Origin of the sequence: Marinobacter litoralis, assembly GCF_016427555.1 — a bacterium.
GTDB lineage: Bacteria > Pseudomonadota > Gammaproteobacteria > Pseudomonadales > Oleiphilaceae > Marinobacter > Marinobacter litoralis_A.
The window spans coordinates 202411-219556 of the sequence record NZ_JAELVS010000003.1 but is presented as its reverse complement, the minus strand read 5'-3'; the positions used below and the strand labels follow the sequence as shown (position 1 = coordinate 219556).

Sequence of the window (17146 nt, the reverse complement as noted above, 5' to 3'; positions counted from 1 at the left end):
GAAATGATGGCGGTTTTTTTGTGTCCGGTAGAATCGTTAGCGAGGCAGGCGACCGCGGAACGGGTTCATGACTTTCAAAATTTCCCGGAACAATTTTGGGTTGGCGACGATCAGCTGCTTTGCAGAACCAGCTGACGGGTTGCCAGAAAAATCACCGGTCAAAGCCCCGGATTCCATCGCTAAGGTGACGCCCAGATCAAGATCGGCGGCGGAAGGCCGGAAAATGACGGCGGCATCCAGCAGGCCTGCAGAAACGCGAGCAATGTCGAGCACAACGCAGCCAGACGTGCGGAACATGGCTGTATCACGCGCCAGCGTGGCTGCCATCTCGCCCCAGATCATTGGGTCATCGCCCTGGCGGCTCTGGTCGAGAAGGTTGGTGGCTAGTGCGGATTTAGCGGGCATCTTCACGTCTGAAGCGCGAACCCGGCGGCTATTCAAGGCAGCGCCGTGCCCTCGGCTCGCCGAATATTCTTCGCCGGTAATCGGGTTAACAACCAGAAGATTCTCGGTACGGTTGTTCTTTTTCTGCGACAGGGCGAGAGCGAACTCGGGGATACCGCGAACGAAGTTGTCCCGTCCAAGAATCGGAAATATGTGCCAGCTTCTTTCGCTGCCATTGGCGTCGGCTTCACCCATCGGTGCGATGGAGTGGTCTTTATACGCTTTCGCCAGCTGTTCCGTGAAATTGTCGTAGATAGATTGCTCTACCCGTTCCAGCTGTCGGTAACGGTCGGCTTCGTCTTTGCCGTTGGGTTCCTGACGCTCGAAATGGGCTTTGAGGTAGTCAGACCCCTGGCGGGCAACGCGCAGGGCCATTTTAATTGCTGGTTGCATCTGAGAGTTCATTATCCGAATGTGTGAAGGGCCGACATCATAGCAAAAACTTGCTGTGCTTGTATGCTTTTTGCCTCAGCAAATGCACGCATACCACAGGGTTTCGGGATATTCTGAGAACCGTTTTTTTCGGGTTTCTGGTATGATTCGCCTCTTTTTTAAAAATACTGATGAGCAACAGGCCCAGATACCATGCATGAAACCGCGCGCTCGCCGGAAAGTAATGACTCGTTCAATGATCAAATTCGTATTGTCCTGGTAGAAACATCCCACTCCGGAAATATCGGAGCTGTCGCGCGGGCCATGAAAAATATGGGGCTCGGCAATTTGTGGTTGGTGAACCCGGCCTCGTTCCCGGATGAAACGTCGTACGCCCGATCTGCCGGTGCAAGCGACGTTCTGGATCGCGCGCATGTGGTTTCGTCGCTGGATGAGGCGGTTGCGGATTGCGTCATGGTGATGGGAACCAGTGCTCGCGGGCGCAAGGTGCCCTGGCCGGTCATTCCGCCACCTGATGCTGCGGCAACCGCTGTACAACAGGCGGAAAATGGCAAGGTGGCACTGGTGTTCGGCCGGGAGAACCATGGCCTTTCCAATGAAGAATTGCAGCGCTGCCATTATCACATTCATATCCCCTCCAATCCGGATTACAGCTCGTTGAATCTTGCGATGGCAGTGCAAGTCATCGCTTATGAGCTGAGAATGTTTCATCTGAACAGTCTTGAAGACGGGGAGTCTCGCCCCTACCTTCAGCCGATGGTTGCGCCGGGAGATGAGGGTTGGGATTCGCCGCCGGCAACGGCGGGCGAGGTGGAAGGTTTCTTCGGCCATTTCGAGCAAACGCTAGTGGATGTGAACTTCCATCGGCGAGAAAATCCGCGCCATCTGATTGCGCGCATGCGGCGTCTGTTCCAAAGGGCACGCATGGATCAGATGGAAGTGAATATCCTTCGCGGGGTGCTTTCATCCATCCAGAAGGCAGCCGGCCCGCAAAAAGGTAAAGAGCACAGTGCCGAACGCTCTGAGGGCTCCCAGGATAAAGGTCAGGAGTAGAGTTATGCTTGAACGTTTAAGGGAAGATGTAAACAGCGTTTTTCACCGTGACCCTGCGGCGCGAAATACCTTTGAGGTGTTAACCAATTACCCGGGCTTGCACGCATTGTTGTTGCACCGGTTGGCGCATTGGATCTGGGGGCTTGGTCTGAAGTGGTTGGCGCGCACTATCTCGACGCTGACCCGCTGGTTTACCGGCATCGAAATTCATCCCGGCGCAACAATCGGGCGGCGGTTTTTTATTGACCACGGCATGGGCGTGGTGATTGGCGAAACCACCGTTATTGGTGACGACGTGACGCTCTATCAGGGAGTGACGCTTGGCGGCACCAGCTGGAATAAAGGTAAGCGCCATCCGACCATCGGTGATGGTGTAGTCGTGGGTGCCGGGGCAAAGATTCTCGGGCCATTTGAAGTGGGTGCTGGTGCCAAGGTGGGTTCTAACTCGGTTGTCACCAAGGCGGTACCCGCCGGTGCAACTGTTGTCGGTATTCCGGGGCGCATTATTGTTAAGCGTAAGGCTGAGGCGGAAGAAAATCCTCGCCGGAAGGTGATGGAAGAACGGATGGGGTTCGATGCATACGGTGTAACCGAAGAGATGCCAGACCCGGTGGCTCGCTCCGTGCGGGCTCTGCTTGATCACATGCACGCTGTAGACGAGCGCTTGGAAGTTATGTGCAAGGCACTGCGCAAGGTGAACAGCGAATATCAGAACGGGGATTTGCCGCAATTGGATGAAGAGGATTTTGATTGTGTGCGCGATGAACCGGACAGTGACGGCAAAGCCTGAATACTTGACTGTTTTAGTAGGTCAATTCATACTCAGCGGTGAAAACCAATATTCAAACCCATCGTCGGGGCAGAGAATATGAAGCTCACCACAAAAGGCCGCTATGCCGTAACAGCAATGCTGGATCTGGCGCTGCATGGCAGTGAAAGGCCGGTGAGTCTGGCCGACATTTCGTCGCGTCAGGAAATCTCTTTATCCTACCTGGAACAGCTCTTTTCACGTTTGCGTCGGCACCAGTTGGTTGTCAGCATTCGCGGGCCCGGAGGAGGGTACCGTTTGAGTCGGCACGCGGATGAGGTGTTTGTTGCTGAAGTGGTGGATGCTGTCAGCGAATCGCTCGACACCACGCGCTGTGGCAATAAAGGCGATTGTCAAAACGGCGAAAAATGCCTGACGCATCACCTGTGGTCTGACCTGAGCGATCAAATTCATCAATTCCTGAGTGATATCAGTCTTGGTGATTTGATGCGCAAGCGCGAAATTCAATTGGTGGCTGACCGTCAAAATCGAAAACAGTCAGAAACCGATGCGGATACTATTAATACCCGCCAACTGACAGATCAGGCTCCGGCCTGACAACAACGTACTCCCGTTAAATTATGAAAAAGCCTGTATATCTGGATTATGCGGCGACCACGCCGGTTGACCCCGTTGTCGCTGATTTAATGGCCAAGCACCTCACGCTGGATGGTGTCTTTGGAAATCCTGCCTCGCGATCCCACGGGTTCGGCTGGCAGGCGGAAGCAGCAGTCGAGAATGCGCGTCGTCAGGTAGCGAGCCTGATTCATGCGGATCCGCGTGAAATCGTTTGGACATCGGGAGCAACCGAGTCGGATAACCTGGCGATCAAAGGGTCGGTGGATATTGCCGAGAAGCCCCATATCGTGACGTCGATCATCGAGCACAAAGCGGTGGTTGATACCTGTAAGTGGCTCGAGCAGCAGGGTGTAGAAGTTACCTGGTTAGAGCCCGAAGGGGATGGTCGAGTTTCTCTCGAGTCCGTCGAGCAGGCGTTAAAAGAAAATACAGTGCTCGTCAGCCTGATGCTGGTGAATAACGAGCTTGGTTGCATTACGGATATCGCGTCGATCGGTGCGATGTTGCGAGAGCGGGGCATTCGTTTTCATGTGGATGCCGCCCAGGCCGCGGGAAAAATTCCTGTGGATGTAACTCGGCTGAATGTGGATCTGCTGTCCCTGTCGGCTCATAAGGTGTATGGACCAAAAGGCATCGGGGCATTGTATGTACGCCGGTCGCCCGATATTCGTGTAGAGGCGCAAATGCATGGTGGCGGGCACGAGCGGAATATGCGGTCCGGCACGCTTGCCACTCATCAAATAGTGGGCATGGGTAAGGCGTTTGAAATCGCAGGGCAAGGCCTTGAGGATGAAATGGCCCGGCTGGAAGACCTGCGCCAGCGGTTTATGTCGGGCGTGAGCGCTTTGGAAGGCGTGCATTTTAATGGCAGCGAAGAGCATCGAGTGCCGGGCATTGTGAATCTGTCGTTTGAGGGTGTTGAGGCAGAATCCCTGATGCTTGGTTTGCGGAACATGGCAGTGTCTTCCGGTTCTGCATGTGCTTCTGCTTCGGTTGAGCCGTCTTTTGTGTTGCGTGGAATTGGCTTGAGCGACGAGCTTGCCCATCGGGCATTGAGGTTTTCGTTAGGCCGTTACACAACGAATGAAGAAATCGAATGCGCGAGCAGCCAAATTGTTGATGTGGTTACTCGACTTCGCATGGTGCGGTAGGCAGTGGCCTATTGACTGCGTATAATCTACGCCCTGATTTTTACCCCCCTAACCAGACTGGAGAAATGACATGGCAAACGAGCGCACGCTCTCTATCATCAAGCCCGACGCGGTAGCCAAGAACGTAATCGGCGAAATCTACAGCCGTTTCGAGAAAGCTGGCCTGCAAATTGTTGCTGCCAAGATGATGCACCTGACTCAGGAGCAAGCGGAAGGTTTCTACGCTGAGCACAAAGAGCGTCCTTTCTTCAACGACCTGGTCGCGTTCATGACCTCTGGTCCCGTTGTTGTTCAGGCTCTGGAAGGCGAAGGCGCTATCCTGAAGAACCGTGACCTGATGGGTGCTACCAACCCGAAAGAAGCCGAAGCCGGCACCATCCGTGCAGATTTCGCTTCATCTATCGATGCCAACGCCGTTCACGGCTCCGACTCTGCAGCTTCTGCGGAGCGCGAAGTGGCATACTTCTTTAACGACAACGAAATCTGCCCGCGCGGCTAAAGTTGTTTGTTCAGGGGTGACGGGCGTCACCCCTGAATTGGTTATCTGATCGAGGTTATGCCATGACTGCCCCTGCTGAAAAAACCAATCTTCTCGGACTGCCAAAAGCGAAGCTGGAGGCTTTCTTCGAGACTCTGGGCGAAAAGAAATTTCGTGCGCAGCAGGTCTTGCAGTGGATCCATCAGCGTGGTGTTGATGACTTCGATCAAATGACCAATATGAGCGTTGCCTTGCGCGAGAAGCTCAAGGTTATTGCTGAGGTGCGTGGGCCGGAGGTGGTTTACGACGAAACCTCCAAAGACGGTACCCGTAAATGGGTCATGCGAATGGACAACGGTAACAATGTTGAAACCGTTCTCATTCCCGATGGTGAGCGAGGTACACTGTGTGTTTCTTCACAGATCGGATGCAGCCTTGACTGCACCTTCTGTTCAACCGGTAAGCGTGGATTTAACCGCAATCTTACTGCCGCTGAAATCATCGGTCAGGTTTGGGTCGCTCGCAAAGCATTCATGCCTTACGAGCCAAGCAGCCGACCGATCACCAATGTTGTCATGATGGGCATGGGTGAGCCACTGCTCAATTTTGACAACGTTGTCGATGCCATGAACCTCATGATGGAAGATCTCGCCTACGGGATATCCAAGCGGCGGGTCACACTGAGTACATCCGGGGTGGTTCCAGCGTTGGATCGTCTGGGTGAGGTTACCGATGTTTCACTGGCCATCTCGCTGCATGCGCCTAATGATGAGCTGCGTAACCAGTTGGTTCCGCTGAATAAAAAGTATCCAATTTCGGAGTTGTTGGCGGCTACCCGCCGTTATCTCTCCAGATTGCCGGATAAGCGGAAGGCGACCATTGAATACACAGTGATTCAAGGCGTAAACGACAAGCTGGAGCATGCAAAAGAGTTGGCGGTTGTTTTGAAAGGGTTGCCGTGCAAGATCAACCTGATTCCATTCAATCCGTTTCCGGAAAGTGATTTCGAACGCCCGAGCATGAACGCAACAAGACGGTTCCAGAATGCGTTGACGGAAGCGGGGTACGTGACAACGGTTCGCACACCTCGCGGTGATGATATTGATGCGGCTTGTGGGCAGCTGGTTGGTCGTGTTGAAGACCGGACTAAACGCAGCCAACGTTACATCGCCGTGCAACAAGTTAACCCCTGATCTGAACGGGGTGTCAGTCATAACAGAAGGTGTTTGTAGATGGTTAAGAACACAGCCGTAAAACTGGCCACTCTTTCCTTGCTGGTTTTGGGATTGCTTGTTTCGGGTTGCGTCACCACTACAGACAGCCGGTTTACCCGCGAAGCGGATCGTGAAAAAGCACTAGAGAATTACGTCAAACTTGCTTCCCGGTATATTGCGCAGGGAAATCTGACGCGTGCGCGCCATCACCTTGAGCGCGCTTTTGAAATCGATGACGATTATGCGCCCGCACTCGCGACCATGGGTTTGGTCTATAGCGCTGAAGGGGATGAACGGCTGTCTGAGCAGAGCTTCAAAGATGCCGTCTCTGCAGATGGCAAATACACCCGCGGTCGGGTGTATTACGGAGCCTTTCTTTACAGCCAGGGCGAATACCGAGAGGCTAGGGCTCAGTTCGCGAAGGCGTCTGAAGATACCGCCTACAAAGACCGTGGCGGTGTTTTTTACAATCTGGGCATGACCCAGGAGCGGCTGGGCGAGCTCGCACAAGCCGAGCAGGCCTATCGTCGGGCGGTAGAATTGACCCGTGGCGAGGCGCGCACCTTGCTCTCCTTAGCGCGGGTATTGGTGGAGCAGGGCGAATACTCGGCGGCTTCGCGTTATTACTCACGCCTGCAGGTGATGATTCAGAACACGCCCAGATTGGTTCATTCTGCCGAGAGTTTGTATACGGGTATTCGAATTGCGCGACATTTCAAGGATCGTGACCAAGAGGCCAGTTTGGCTCTCTTGCTGAGAAACGAATTCGCTGAGTCAGAGGAATACCAACAATATAAGGTACTGGTTACGAATGGTCAGTGAAAAGCCGGAAAACTACACGCCTGCGGAACCTGTTGGCCAACAGTTAAAGAGGGCCCGGGAAGCGAAGGGGCTGCCTGTCACGGCGATCGCCGAGCAGCAACATCTTCGTCCTTCGGTTGTCCAGGCTATTGAAGCTGGCGATTACGAAAAGATCGACACCGAGCTGTTTCTGAAGGGCTATGTCAGGGCATATGCCCGGCAGGTGGGTTTGAATGCCGATTCGGTGATTAAAGACCTTGATGTTGAATTGGCTCCCGCCCGTAAGCGCCGTGAAGAAGCGTTGCAAGCCAATCCGCTGATTGATATCGAACGCCGCAAAAGGCGGAAACAGCGGATTGCGAAAGCTATTTTATGGCTCGTGCTGCTGGGTGTAGTAGCATCGATCGCTTTATATTTCGTGGCGGGAAAGGAAAACGCAACTGATGAACGGGTTGCGCCCTCGGCTGAAACTTCGGTGAATGAAGATATCGACGCCAGTGACCGTTTGCCTGAACCGATGGCTTCAGAGCCGGCGACAGATTTATTGGTTGATGAGCCTGCAGACGAGTTGGAGGCGACGGATACTCCTGCTTCAACACAGCCTTTGGCCGGTGACGCTGATCAGGCTTCCGTTCCCGAGAGCAGTGAGGCCGAACCAGAGGTGATGGCTAATACCGCTGAGCCGGTTGAGCCATTGCAGGCGCCGGTGGAGTCAAGTCAGGCCCCCGAAGTCGTCCAACCCGTCGCAGCTTCCGTTGCGGGCCAGTTGGAAATGAGGTTTAGTGGCGACTGCTGGATAAAAGTTACCGATGCCACAGGCCAGCGGCTGGCAAGTGGGTTGCGCCAACGGGGTGATAAATTAGATGTGCGCGGCACGCCACCGTTGAATGTGGTTGTCGGTGCGATGAGTGCAGTGGAAGTTATCCGGTTTCAAAATGAAGTCGTCGATAAAGGTAACTTTCGCGTCGTGAACAATCGGTCAGAGTTCACACTCGAACCCTGAATTAAACGTCCGGATATAGTGTTGGTTCCTGTCAATGAAACAAGATTCCCCGATCAAAAGACGTAAATCCCGGCAGATCATGGTTGGTGATGTGCCCGTAGGTGGCGATGCACCTATCGCGGTTCAAAGCATGACCAACACCAATACCTGCGATGTCGCTGCTACGGTAGGGCAGATTAACGCCATTCAGGAGGCCGGGGCCGATATCGTCCGGGTTTCTGTGCCGTCTATGGAAGCCGCAGAAGCATTCGGGCAGATCCGCAAGCAGGTGTCGGTGCCGTTGGTTGCGGATATCCATTTCGATCATAAGATCGCGCTTCGGGTTGCAGAGCTTGGTGTTGACTGTTTGCGCATCAATCCGGGGAATATCGGCCGTGACGATCGCGTGAGTGCCGTCATTAATGCCGCCAAAGACCGCAACATTCCTATTCGTATCGGTGTTAATGCGGGCTCTCTCGAAAAAGCTCTGCAACGCAAGTACGGCGAACCCACGCCTGAAGCGTTGGTTGAATCCGCCATGCGACACATCGATATTTTGGACCGGCACGATTTTCAGGACTTCAAGGTGAGTTTGAAGGCGTCTGAAGTGTTTATGACGGTCGCGGCTTACCGCTTGATTGCTGAGCAAATTGAGCAACCGTTGCATCTGGGTATCACGGAAGCCGGCGGGTTCCGGTCCGGTACCGTTAAATCTTCCATCGGCCTGGGGATGCTGTTGATGGATGGCATTGGCGATACCATTCGTGTGTCGCTGGCAGCCGATCCGGTTCAGGAAATTAAAGTCGGTTTTGATATTCTGAAGAGCCTGCGCCTGCGTAGCCATGGCATCAACTTTATTGCCTGCCCCAGTTGCTCGCGGCAAAACTTCGATGTCATTCAGACCATGAACGATCTCGAAGCAAGACTGGAAGACGTGAACCGTTCTCTGGACGTTGCAATCATTGGATGCATCGTTAATGGTCCCGGCGAAGCCCGCGAAGCCGACATCGGTTTGACGGGAGGTTCGCCGAAGAATCTGTTTTATCTTCACGGAAAGCCAAACCAAAAGTTGGTCAATGAAACGCTGACGGATGACTTGGAGCGGTTAATCCGAGAAGAGGTTGCTCGTCGCGAAGAGCAGGACGCATTATTGATAGCGAAGTCCGAAGACTGATCTCCAAACATTTATATTAAGAAGCAATCAGGGTTTTACATTGGCTAAAATTCAGGCAATCCGGGGGATGAACGACATTCTTCCGGACCAGACACCTGTCTGGCAGTACGTTGAATCAACGGTTCGCAAAGTGCTTTCCCAATACGGCTATCAGGAAATCCGTATGCCGATTGTGGAGCAGACCGATCTTTTCAAGCGATCCATTGGCGAAGTCACCGACATCGTCGAGAAAGAAATGTACACCTTCGAGGATCGCAACGGTGACAGCCTGACCCTTCGCCCTGAGGGCACGGCAGGTTGTGTTCGTGCTGCCGAAGAGCATGGTTTGCTGTTCAACCAGACGCGTCGTCTGTGGTACACGGGCCCGATGTTCCGTCATGAACGCCCACAGAAAGGCCGTTACCGCCAGTTCCATCAGATTGGTGTGGAATGTTTCGGTATGGCTGGCCCGGACATCGACGCTGAGCTGTTAATGCTGACCGCTCGCTTATGGGATGAACTGGGCTTGACGGCTCACGCTCGCCTCGAGATTAACTCCATCGGTACCAGCGAGGCTCGAAAAGTATACCGGGAGGCATTGGTTAGCTATCTCGAGCAGTATCATGACGAGCTGGATGAAGACAGTAAGCGCCGTTTAACGACTAATCCGCTCCGAATTCTGGACAGCAAAGATCCGAATACTCGTAAGGTGCTCGAGAATGCACCCAGCTTGAGTGATTATCTGGACGAAGAGTCTGTGGCTCACTTTGAACAGCTCAAAGCGTTGCTCGATGCTGCAGGTGTTGCTTATACCGTAAATCCGGCGCTGGTTCGCGGACTCGATTATTACGGTAAGACCGTGTTTGAATGGGTCACCGAAAGCCTGGGCGCACAAGGGACAATCTGTGCCGGCGGGCGTTACGACGGGCTGGTTCAGCAGCTGGGCGGCAAGCCCACGGTGGCCGTCGGCTTTGCAATGGGTCTGGAACGTCTGATTTTGTTGCTGGAAACTCTCGAATTGATTCCGGACGAGGTCAACAATCGGGCCGACGTCTATGTCACCGCGATGGGTGAACAAAGTGTAGCCCCGGCAATGGCCATTGCGAACACGCTGAGAAAAGCTTTACCCGGCAAGGTGGTGATTACCCATTGTGGCGGCGGAAGTTTCAAAAGCCAGATGAAAAAAGCGGATCGCAGCGGTGCTCGCTATGCAGTAATTCTTGGCGAAAATGAAGTGGCCAATGGCACCGTAGGGTTGAAACCGTTACGGGATGAGCAAGCTCAACAGGAAGTCGCGCAGTCAGAATTGGCTGATGTTTTGACGCCACTGCTATAAAAATCGACCGATTAACGGGCAATAACTAATAAATAACAGGAGTTTTCATGGCTGAGTTACGCACCGAGGAAGAACAGGTCCAGGCGATCAAAGATTGGTGGAAAAAGAACGGTAGCTCACTGCTAATCGGTATTGGTGCCGCCTTGGCGATTGTGTTCGGTTGGCAGGCTTGGCAGAACCATCAGGCCCAAGAGCGTGCGGAAGCCGCGAATCAGTTTACAACGCTGCTGACAGCCTTCTCGACCGGCGACGAAGATAGCAACAGCACCGTTGAGTTTGTAGCCGAGTCGTTGCGTGAAGAGCATAGCGACAGTGCTTACGCCATTTACGGCAATCTGGTACTGGCCCGTCAGCAGATGATGGTAGAGAGCAACCCAGAAGCGGCCGTTGAGTCACTCAAGTGGGCTCTGGATAAAGCCGCTGACTATAAGGCGCTGTCTCTGGTGATTCGCCAGCGTCTGGCGCAAGCTCAGTTTGCCGCTGGTGAGCACGACGCGGCATTGGAAACTCTGGGCGATGCGAGTGAGGCGAAATCCTTCGCTGCGGTGTTTTCCGAGCTGAGGGGCGACATTCTTCTTGCCAAGGGCGACACCGAAGGTGCGCGTGAAGCCTATCTTGCGGCCAGAGAACAGGGTCCGTCCCGTGGTGGCGATCTGCTCGAACTCAAACTGTCTGACCTTGGTGTCGGGGAGGGCGCTTGATGCCTTTTGGGCGCAACAAACCGTTCGCACTGACGTCAATAACCGCGGCCCTGGCCTTGCTGTTGGCTGGCTGCAGTACAAACGATACATTTGAGCAGCCGGCTCCAGTGCCAGACATCGAAACCTCTGTGGAATTTGAACGGGTTTGGAAAATGTCCGTTGGCGACGGGCACGACGACGAGTATCTGCAGTTGGCGCCGCTTTATGCGGGGGATGTGATCTACGCCGCCTCTGCGGACGGCGAAGTGGTTACTGTGGCCGCGGAAGACGGCAAAGTGATTTGGGAAAAAGAGCTCGACGACCGTATTTTCGCGGGACCGGGAGCCGATGGCCGACAGCTTTATTTCGTTACTCGCGACGCAGAATTAATCGCACTGTCCAGCGAGGATGGAAAGGAAAACTGGCGCGTTGAATTGCCCACAGAAGTGTTGGCAGCGCCGCAATCAAACGGTTCATCGGTTGTTGTTCAAACTACCGATGGGCGAGTGATCAGTTTCGATACCGATAAGGGTGAACAGCTTTGGCAGTATGAAGCGCAGGTTCCTGTGCTCACCATGCGCACAGCTGCGGCCCCGTTGGTAGGTGCTGATATCGTGATTGCTTCTTTTGCCAACGGCCGGGTGATTGCACTGACCGCGGAGAACGGTCAGCCCGTCTGGCAATATCAGGTAGGTCAGGCGCAAGGGCGCACGGAATTGGAACGACTGGTGGATATCGGCGGCCAGCCACTGGTACTGGATTCAGCCATTATGGTGGTGGGTTATCAGGGTAAGCTTGCTTTGATTGATATTCGGTCCGGGCAGGAAATCTGGAGCCGCTCGGCGTCCAGTTACTACTCACCGGCTATTGGTCGTGGCAATATCTTTCTCGCAGCCGCCAATGGCGACATAGTCGCTTTGCGGGGTAACGACCGCCGCGAGCTGTGGGTGCAAAGTGATTTGGCATGGCGCCAGGTCACACGCCCTGCGGTAACCGGAGAGTATCTGGTTGTTGGTGACTATGAAGGTTATCTGCATGTTTTGCAGATGAGCGATGGTCGCTTGGTGGGCCAAATGGACTTTGACAGTGACGGTATCCGCGTACCTGTCCAGGTACTGAGTAATGGTAACCTGTTGGTTTATGGTAACGGTGGCAAAATGTCGGTTCTCAAGCTTGAGCAGGACGACTGAAGCCCCGCTGAAATGACCCGGCTCAGGCCGGGTTTTTGTTTCTTTGTATAGCAGATAATTATGACCCCAGTAATTGCCCTTGTAGGACGCCCAAACGTAGGCAAGTCCACCTTGTTTAACCAGATGACCCGTACCCGGGATGCGTTGGTTGCGGATTTTCCGGGACTGACCCGCGATCGGAAGTACGGCGAAGGTTTCTACGAGGACCGAAAGTTTATTGTTATCGATACTGGTGGACTCACAGGCCAGGAGGCCGGTCTGGACTCGGAAATGGCCCAGCAGTCTCTTCAGGCCGTGGATGAGGCCGACATTGTGCTGTTTTTGGTGGATGGCCGAGCAGGGCTGACTGCCGGTGACGAAGTCATCGCTGACCATCTTCGCCGCTCGGACAAGCAAGCCCATCTGGTCGTGAATAAAACCGATGGCCAAGACCCAGACGTGGCAGCAGCCGACTTTTACAAACTGGGCTTTCAATCGGTGTTCATGATTGCCGCTGCTCACAACCGAGGTGTTCGGTCTCTACTTGAAAACCTGCTTCCGGAGCCTGAAGAGCCGTCAGAGCAGGATCGTGCCGACCGGTATCCGGGTATTCGTATCGGTGTGGTCGGGCGCCCGAACGTGGGCAAGTCCACGCTGGTTAACCGCATGCTCGGCGAGGAGCGGGTGGTTGTCTATGACATGCCGGGTACAACCCGAGACAGTATCTATATCCCGTATGAGCGGCATGGCCACGAATACACCCTGATCGATACCGCGGGTGTGCGCCGCCGCAAGAACGTGAAGGAAGTGGTAGAGAAGTTTTCTATCATCAAAACCTTGCAAGCCATTGATGATGCGCATGTTGTCATTCTGGTCATCGATGCGCGAGAGGGTTTGGTTGATCAGGATTTGCACTTGATCGGATTTGTGCTCGATGCGGGCCGCTCGTTGGTCATCGCCATTAATAAGTGGGATGGCATGGATTCGGAAGACCGGGCTAAGGTCAAAGAGCAGGTAGCGCGCCGCCTGGACTTTCTCGATTATGCAGACAAGTACTACATCTCGGCCTTGCACGGTACCGGTGTTGGTACCATGTACGAGTCGGTTCAGGCCAGCTACGAATCGTCTATGGCCAAGTGGCCAACGAATCGTCTGACAGCCATTCTTGAAGACGCGATTGCCCAGCACCAGCCCCCCATGGTGCATGGGCGACGCATCAAGCTTCGATATGCTCACCAGGGCGGGTCCAATCCACCGGTTATCGTGGTGCACGGCAACCAGGTTGGCTCCTTGCCAGGGGCTTATAAGCGTTACCTGGAAAATACGTTCCGCAAAGTGCTGAAAGTGGTCGGTTCGCCTATCCGGTTTGAATTCCGCGGCGGTGAAAACCCGTTTGCGAATAAAGTGGATCGCCTGACGCCCAGGCAGCGAGTCAAGAAAGACAACGATATGAAAAAAGGGCGTGTGGTGAAGAAAGTCCGACAGAAAAGCACGAAACGCTAAGCTGCCGAACTGCTTTTGTTTTCAGGGAGCGGCTCAGGCCGCTCCTGCATCTTCTACCTGCTTCGCCTGAACACTCGTCAGGGCGATAGTGAAGACAATGTCTTCCACCAGTGCGCCTCGTGACAGGTCGTTCACCGGTTTTCTCAACCCCTGCAACATAGGGCCAACACTGACCACGTTAGCGCTGCGCTGCACGGCCTTATAGGTGGTGTTGCCAGTGTTGAGATCAGGAAAGACAAATACGGTTGCCTTACCCGCCACTTTGCTGTCCGGTGCTTTAGATCTGCCAACGCTTTCAATGACCGCAGCATCGTATTGTAAAGGGCCGTCGATCAACAGATCCGGACGCCGCTCACGTGCAATGCGTGTAGCCTCCCGTACTTTCTCCACATCTTGTCCGGTTCCGGACTTTCCCGTGCTGTAACTGATCATGGCGACAACAGGCTCAATCCCGAATGCTTCCGCTGATTCCGCACTTTGTATGGCGATGTCTGCCAGCTCTTCAGCGTTCGGGTCAGGGTTAATTGCACAGTCACCATATACCAGTACCTGTTGCGGTAGCAGCATGAAAAATACCGACGAGACCACCTTGGCGTTGTCATGAGTCTTGATCAACTGCAGGGCAGGGCGGACGGTATTCGCGGTAGTGTGAATGGCACCGGAAACCAGACCATCGGCTTCGTCCATGGCAACCATCATGGTGCCGAGAACCACGTTGTCCTCGAGGAGCGCCTCGGCTTGGTCGAAAGTGAGGCCCTTGTGTTTGCGCAGCTCAACCATCGGTTCAATATAGCGCTCGCGCACGGCCTGGGGATCGATAATCTCCATATCGGCAGGGATTTGAATGCCTAGTGAATCGGCAACAGACTGCACTTCTTGGGGCTCGGCGATTAATGCGCACCGGGCCAGGCGCCTTTCGTGGCAAATAATCGCCGCCTGAACCGTCCGGGGCTCACTGCCTTCAGGCAGCACGATGCGCTTGTCGGCGGCACGAGAGCGTTCAGAGAGTTGGTAGCGGAAGGCCGGAGGCGAAAGCCGGCGTTGTCGCGTTACTTTCAGGTGCTCTTCAAGCCAGCCGGTGTCGATGTTTTTTGCGATCGCTTCCATGGTCTGCTCGACCCGTTCTGTGTCATCGATCGGAACGGATGGGGAAAGACCGGCCAGCCTGTTTGCTGATTCATAAGTGTTATTGTCCGAGGCCAGAATGGGTAGCCCGGTATCGAGTGCTCGTCGGCATAGCTCGATGATGTTGTCATCCGGCAATAAGCCACCGGTCAGCACCAGGCCTGCCAGAGGCACACCATTCAAAGCGGCAACGGCCGTGGTGACGATGATATCGTCGCGGTCGCCCGGCGTGACCAGCAGGGTGCCGGGCTTCAGTATGTCGGTCATGTTACGGATGGTTCGTGCGCACACGGATACCTTTTGAACCCGGCGTTGATGCATCTGGCCTTCGTGCAAGACCTTTATGCCGAGCTCCCGTGCCACGTCTGAAACGCGTGGCGCAAGAAGTTGAGGGTCCCAGGGAATTTGTCCGAGCAGGTGGAAACGCTCGGTTGTAAACACGCTGCACGATGTACGGAAATCGATTTCGGGCGGTTGGTTTTCAGAATGCAGCGATAAATCCGGGCGGGACTGGCGTGGCTCGCCGACCTTGTTCAGTATGACGGCGATCACCTCGGGGTCAGACGGCGCTGCGAAAAGCCGTGCGGTGAAGTCGAGTTCTTCATCCAGCTCTTTGGCTGAACAGTCTTTGGGAGCGCTCACCAGAACGACTTCGGAACCGAGGTTGCGTGCGACCTCTACGTTAAGGCGTGCGATATAAGTTTCGCCACTGTCTGGCACGAGCCCCTCGATGATCACAACATCAACGTCTTTGGCGACTTTCTGGTATTCACCAACCACGTTCTCCAACAGCAGGTCGGTTTTTCCGCGGTTCAATAGCGTTTGGGCTTCTTTTAGCGGAATAGGGTCGGGAACCGGCTGGTCGCCGTGGGCCCTTACAAAGGCGACCGAGGAGTCTTTCCCGTTGTTGTGGATGGCCTCGCCCTGATGGACGGATTGGGTAAAGGGTTTATAAAAACCAACGCTTACGCCTTCTTGTTCCAATGCTCTAAGCAGCCCGAGGCACACTGAGGTCAAACCTGAGTTCATTGACGTTGGCGCAATAAAAAGACTTTTTGCCATGATGTATCCAGTTTAAATTCGTGTGTTGTCAGTTGCTCGCCAGCCGGCTGGCTTCTTGCGCGATCACCAATTCTTCATTCGTGGGGATGGTGAGAATCGCAAAGCGAGAATCGGAATGGCTCACGCGGTGATCCGACTGTTTGCCGTGCATCTGGTTAAGGTCTGGATCGATCTCCAGCCCCAATAAACCAAGGTGCTTGATGGTTTCCTGGCGTACCTGAGCGCTGTTCTCACCGATGCCGCCGGTAAATACCACCGCGTCCAGATGGCTGAGCGACGCGGTCATGGCGCCGATATAGCGGGCCAATCTGAAGCAAAATACGTCAATCGCCAGACGGGCGGGTTTGTCGCCTTGTTCGGCAAGTTCGCACAGTGTTCGCATGTCGTTGGTGTGGCCTGATAACCCCATCAAGCCACTGTCGTTGTTCAGCATGGCGTGGACGTCGCTCGCACTGACCCCCCGGCCAGACAGATAATCGAACAAGCCCGGATCGACGTCTCCGCTGCGGGTGCCCATTACCAGCCCTTCCAGCGGTGTAAGCCCCATGCTGGTATCAACGCTCTTCCCATCTTGAATGGCCGTGATGCTGCAACCATTGCCCAAGTGGGCTGAAATGATTGATGTGCTTTCGACGTTCTTGCCAAGCAGGCGAGCCGCTTCCTGAACCATGAACGAGTGGCTGGTTCCGTGAAAGCCGTAGCGACGCACCCCCCATTCTTCATAGCAGTGCTTCGGTAGGGCGTAGCGGAATGCTTTTTCGGGCAATGTTTGATGATAGGCGGTGTCAAATACCGCCACCTGAGGCACCGACGGGAACAACTCGTGCATGGCATCGATGCCGACGAGGTTTACCGGGTTGTGAAGCGGGGCAAGGCCGGAAACCTTTTTGATGGCTGAGATTGTTCCTGCATCGATTAAAGCTGCTTCCCGGAAGGTTTCACCGCCATGAACGACACGGTGGCCGATGGCGAAGGGCGAGCCCTTAAGAAGTCCTGTACGGGTGAAGATCTCGATCAGTGCTTGAAGTGCCTGTTGGTGATCGGCTCCTTGAGGAAGTTCTATGGGTTCGGAGATTCCATTTATGTGGGCCACTGCATCGTTATTGTTGAGTTTTTCGGCCAGCGCGGAAGCTTTTTTTTCAAGGTTTTTGTTGAAGAGAGCCAGTTTCACAGAGGAACTGCCGCTGTTTACAACCAGTATTGATTCGTCCATGG

At 54.3% G+C, this 17146-nt stretch carries 16 protein-coding genes; 13 read left to right on the top strand and 3 right to left on the bottom strand.

All coding sequences use genetic code 11. The annotated features are described in order from the left end of the window. Positions 1–36: 36 nt before the first annotated feature. Entirely contained in the window at positions 37–837 is an 801-nt protein-coding gene (locus JAO79_RS11060; protein WP_199007318.1) for an inositol monophosphatase family protein, read from the bottom strand. 192 nt (positions 838–1029) lie between these two features. On the opposite strand from JAO79_RS11060, the gene trmJ reads away from it, so the two are divergent. The 13 genes from trmJ to der all read left to right on the top strand — a co-directional run bounded on the left by trmJ (position 1030) and on the right by der (position 13744). Then, entirely contained in the window at positions 1030–1890 is an 861-nt protein-coding gene (gene trmJ, locus JAO79_RS11055) for a tRNA (cytosine(32)/uridine(32)-2'-O)-methyltransferase TrmJ (RefSeq protein ID WP_199007317.1), read from the top strand. A gap of 4 nt (positions 1891–1894) precedes the next feature. Next, positions 1895–2680, top strand: coding sequence for a serine O-acetyltransferase (gene cysE, locus JAO79_RS11050; RefSeq protein ID WP_199007316.1), 786 nt, complete (start codon positions 1895–1897; stop codon positions 2678–2680). Between the two features lie 78 nt (positions 2681–2758). Beyond that, positions 2759–3256, top strand: coding sequence for a Fe-S cluster assembly transcriptional regulator IscR (gene iscR, locus JAO79_RS11045; protein WP_199007315.1), 498 nt, complete (start codon positions 2759–2761; stop codon positions 3254–3256). Positions 3257–3279: 23 nt separating this feature from the next. After that, positions 3280–4428 (top strand): IscS subfamily cysteine desulfurase, encoded by a 1149-nt coding sequence (locus JAO79_RS11040; RefSeq protein ID WP_199007314.1) that lies wholly within the window; start codon positions 3280–3282, stop codon positions 4426–4428. A gap of 70 nt (positions 4429–4498) precedes the next feature. After that, complete coding sequence (gene ndk / locus JAO79_RS11035) at positions 4499–4927, top strand: nucleoside-diphosphate kinase (RefSeq protein ID WP_199007313.1); 429 nt, start codon at positions 4499–4501, stop codon at positions 4925–4927. A 62-nt stretch (positions 4928–4989) separates the two neighbouring features. Beyond that, positions 4990–6099, top strand: coding sequence for a 23S rRNA (adenine(2503)-C(2))-methyltransferase RlmN (gene rlmN / locus JAO79_RS11030; protein ID WP_199007312.1), 1110 nt, complete (start codon positions 4990–4992; stop codon positions 6097–6099). Positions 6100–6138: 39 nt separating this feature from the next. Continuing rightward, a complete protein-coding gene (pilW, locus tag JAO79_RS11025) occupies positions 6139–6942 on the top strand; it encodes a type IV pilus biogenesis/stability protein PilW (protein ID WP_199007311.1) in 804 nt (267 codons plus the stop codon). Beyond that, positions 6932–7924, top strand: a complete 993-nt coding sequence (locus JAO79_RS11020; protein WP_199007310.1) for a RodZ domain-containing protein — start codon at positions 6932–6934, stop codon at positions 7922–7924. The genes pilW and JAO79_RS11020 overlap by 11 nt, the downstream gene beginning before the upstream one ends. 34 nt (positions 7925–7958) lie before the next feature. Then, the gene (gene ispG, locus JAO79_RS11015) at positions 7959–9077 is read left to right on the top strand and encodes a flavodoxin-dependent (E)-4-hydroxy-3-methylbut-2-enyl-diphosphate synthase (RefSeq protein ID WP_199007309.1); all 1119 of its coding nucleotides are present in this window, start codon (positions 7959–7961) and stop codon (positions 9075–9077) included. A gap of 40 nt (positions 9078–9117) precedes the next feature. Beyond that, the gene (hisS, locus tag JAO79_RS11010; RefSeq protein ID WP_199007308.1) at positions 9118–10392 is read left to right on the top strand and encodes a histidine--tRNA ligase; all 1275 of its coding nucleotides are present in this window, start codon (positions 9118–9120) and stop codon (positions 10390–10392) included. A gap of 47 nt (positions 10393–10439) precedes the next feature. Beyond that, positions 10440–11093, top strand: coding sequence for a YfgM family protein (locus JAO79_RS11005; RefSeq protein ID WP_199007307.1), 654 nt, complete (start codon positions 10440–10442; stop codon positions 11091–11093). Then, positions 11093–12262 carry an outer membrane protein assembly factor BamB gene (gene bamB / locus JAO79_RS11000; RefSeq protein ID WP_199007306.1) on the top strand — a complete coding sequence of 390 codons (1170 nt, stop codon included), beginning with the start codon at positions 11093–11095 and terminating at the stop codon, positions 12260–12262. Before JAO79_RS11005 ends, bamB begins: the two co-directional genes overlap by 1 nt. Before the next feature lie 60 nt (positions 12263–12322). Then, positions 12323–13744: a ribosome biogenesis GTPase Der gene (der, locus tag JAO79_RS10995; protein ID WP_199007305.1), complete on the top strand. Its 1422-nt coding sequence runs from the start codon at positions 12323–12325 to the stop codon at positions 13742–13744. Between the two features lie 33 nt (positions 13745–13777). On the opposite strand, the gene pta is transcribed toward der, so the two are convergent. Both pta and JAO79_RS10985 read right to left on the bottom strand, forming a co-directional pair. Further along, a complete protein-coding gene (gene pta, locus JAO79_RS10990) occupies positions 13778–15931 on the bottom strand; it encodes a phosphate acetyltransferase (protein WP_199007304.1) in 2154 nt (717 codons plus the stop codon). A gap of 28 nt (positions 15932–15959) precedes the next feature. After that, entirely contained in the window at positions 15960–17144 is a 1185-nt protein-coding gene (locus JAO79_RS10985; RefSeq protein WP_199007303.1) for an acetate/propionate family kinase, read from the bottom strand. Positions 17145–17146: the final 2 nt, after the last annotated feature.

Bases quoted from the DNA above. Each gene is read 5' to 3' on its own strand.
- JAO79_RS11060 (WP_199007318.1), bottom strand. From the start codon at position 837: ATGCAACCAGCAATTAAAATGGCCCTGCGCGTTGCCCGCCAGGGGTCT.
- trmJ (WP_199007317.1), top strand. From the start codon at position 1,030: ATGCATGAAACCGCGCGCTCGCCGGAAAGTAATGACTCGTTCAATGAT.
- cysE (WP_199007316.1), top strand. From the start codon at position 1,895: ATGCTTGAACGTTTAAGGGAAGATGTAAACAGCGTTTTTCACCGTGAC.
- iscR (WP_199007315.1), top strand. From the start codon at position 2,759: ATGAAGCTCACCACAAAAGGCCGCTATGCCGTAACAGCAATGCTGGAT.
- JAO79_RS11040 (WP_199007314.1), top strand. From the start codon at position 3,280: ATGAAAAAGCCTGTATATCTGGATTATGCGGCGACCACGCCGGTTGAC.
- ndk (WP_199007313.1), top strand. From the start codon at position 4,499: ATGGCAAACGAGCGCACGCTCTCTATCATCAAGCCCGACGCGGTAGCC.
- rlmN (WP_199007312.1), top strand. From the start codon at position 4,990: ATGACTGCCCCTGCTGAAAAAACCAATCTTCTCGGACTGCCAAAAGCG.
- pilW (WP_199007311.1), top strand. From the start codon at position 6,139: ATGGTTAAGAACACAGCCGTAAAACTGGCCACTCTTTCCTTGCTGGTT.
- JAO79_RS11020 (WP_199007310.1), top strand. From the start codon at position 6,932: ATGGTCAGTGAAAAGCCGGAAAACTACACGCCTGCGGAACCTGTTGGC.
- ispG (WP_199007309.1), top strand. From the start codon at position 7,959: ATGAAACAAGATTCCCCGATCAAAAGACGTAAATCCCGGCAGATCATG.
- JAO79_RS11005 (WP_199007307.1), top strand. From the start codon at position 10,440: ATGGCTGAGTTACGCACCGAGGAAGAACAGGTCCAGGCGATCAAAGAT.
- bamB (WP_199007306.1), top strand. From the start codon at position 11,093: ATGCCTTTTGGGCGCAACAAACCGTTCGCACTGACGTCAATAACCGCG.
- der (WP_199007305.1), top strand. From the start codon at position 12,323: ATGACCCCAGTAATTGCCCTTGTAGGACGCCCAAACGTAGGCAAGTCC.
- pta (WP_199007304.1), bottom strand. From the start codon at position 15,931: ATGGCAAAAAGTCTTTTTATTGCGCCAACGTCAATGAACTCAGGTTTG.
- JAO79_RS10985 (WP_199007303.1), bottom strand. From the start codon at position 17,144: ATGGACGAATCAATACTGGTTGTAAACAGCGGCAGTTCCTCTGTGAAA.